The sequence below is a fragment of the Cohnella yongneupensis genome, from assembly GCF_042655785.1.
In the GTDB taxonomy this organism is placed as follows: domain Bacteria; phylum Bacillota; class Bacilli; order Paenibacillales; family Paenibacillaceae; genus Cohnella; species Cohnella yongneupensis.
Genome location: NZ_JBHSNC010000067.1, coordinates 1 through 1,658, shown reverse-complemented (window position 1 = coordinate 1,658; position 1,658 = coordinate 1). Strand labels below are relative to the sequence as shown.

At 46.2% G+C, this 1,658-nt stretch carries 1 protein-coding gene; it reads right to left on the bottom strand.

Annotated elements, in window-relative coordinates:
* Window positions 1-308: 308 nt before the first annotated feature.
* Window positions 309-1,595, bottom strand: coding sequence for an IS110 family RNA-guided transposase (locus ACFPQ4_RS24725; RefSeq protein ID WP_378114625.1), 1,287 nt, complete (start codon window positions 1,593-1,595; stop codon window positions 309-311).
* Window positions 1,596-1,658 lie beyond the last annotated feature (63 nt).

Here is a 1,658-nt window from a genome sequence, read left to right as displayed (position 1 = left end):
TAAGGAAATAGTTGGGGCGGTCAAAAGCGCAAAAGTACATTCCCTTAGCCACTTAACTTAAAAAAGTGGTTATTGAGGTAAGGTATGGTTGCACTTATGGATCTCCACTCATCTCATGGAGGTCTACCCTCCCAAGTCTCACAGAGTCTACGCTCCCACATTCCTTCATTCAACCTGTCCATGAGGTGGAGGTCAGATATGCTGCCCGACAGGATCTATGTCCGTATGTTAGTTTAGTTCTGACTCATCCGTGCTTCAATTGTCTGTATTCACTGCTTTGGTCCGAAAATTAAAAAAGTAATACTGCGTTAGGCTGCAATTGGTAGATCAGCGAATCGAGGGATATCATTCAGCATTTTGGCTTCACTGAATTCATGACCTTTCTTCAATATCCCAAAGAGGATTCGAATGAGTTTGTTACATAGTGCAATTAGCGATTGCATCTTCTTCAGTGGATTATCCGCTCGCTTTGTATAGTATTCATGTAAGGTTTTAAAGGCATGATTCTTCGCCACCAGCGGCATGACAACGCGGAAAAGCAAGGCTCTCAGTCTCTTTCTCCCACGTTTTGTGATCTTGGTCTGTCCTTTGTGTTTACCCGATGTGTTTTCCCGTAGACTGAGACCGGCAAGCTTCACGATCTGCTTGGGATGGCGGTACTGATTGATATCGCCAACCTCTGCGAGGAAACCGGCGACTGTATCTCTTCCAATCCCTCTAATGGCCAGCAAACGAGTTACACCTGGGATTTGCTCCAACAACTGGTCTAGTTTCACATCAAGTTCGCTGAACTTAGACTGGAGTAGTTCGTACTGCGACAGCAGTAGCTGCAGCTCCATTTTTGCCATTTCCGTCCCTTGTCTAATGCCGACCGAGGTGCTGGCCGCCGATTTCAGGCGCTGTATTCGCCCCAGCCCGGCACCGCGTTTCGCCACTTCCCTTAGGTGCCCCAATAAGAATTCATCCGATAACGACACGATCTCATGCGGCAATAAGTTTAGGCTGAGCATCTGAATTGCCGAAATGCATTCCCAGTCCTTAAACACCGTGAGAAACTCAGGGAAATAGCGGTCAAGCCAGTTATGGATCCTGCCTTGTACAACACGCAGGTCAGTCGACAGGTGGTCGCGAATTTTCATTGCTTCACGCAGTTCTGCATAGATGCCTTGTGGAATATTCGGTACGGCGTATCTCCCGTCTTTCATAAGCTGAGCGATGACTTTGGCGTCCTTAATGTCGTTCTTAGTCGGTGAATTGTCGTCCAACTCTTTACTCTTCTTCACATGCAAAGGGTTCACAACGCCGCATAGAATCTTCTGTGCTTTCAAATAATGCACAAGGTTTAACCAGTAGTGGCCGGTTGGTTCCATACCTACTACGACATCCTCGCATCCATTTTCCGATTTGATTTTCCCAATCCAGTTGACGAACAACTTAAAGCCTTCTAGGTTATTTTCAAACGCAACTGGTTTCCCAAACTCGACTCCACGATAATCTTGCGCTCGAGCCACGTGTTTGAATTTTGCGATGTCTACACCGACAATAAGTGTAGAAGAAGTGATTTGAGTAATTCGCTGTTCTTGAGTAAAATGCATAGTGTAGTCTCCTTGGTTTGTTTTGAGATCCGTTTGCTGGCCAGCTACCGGGATCTCTAAATA

Excerpts from the sequence above, each read along its gene's own strand:
- ACFPQ4_RS24725 (WP_378114625.1), bottom strand. The coding sequence starts at position 1,595 with ATGCATTTTACTCAAGAACAGCGAATTACTCAAATCACTTCTTCTACA.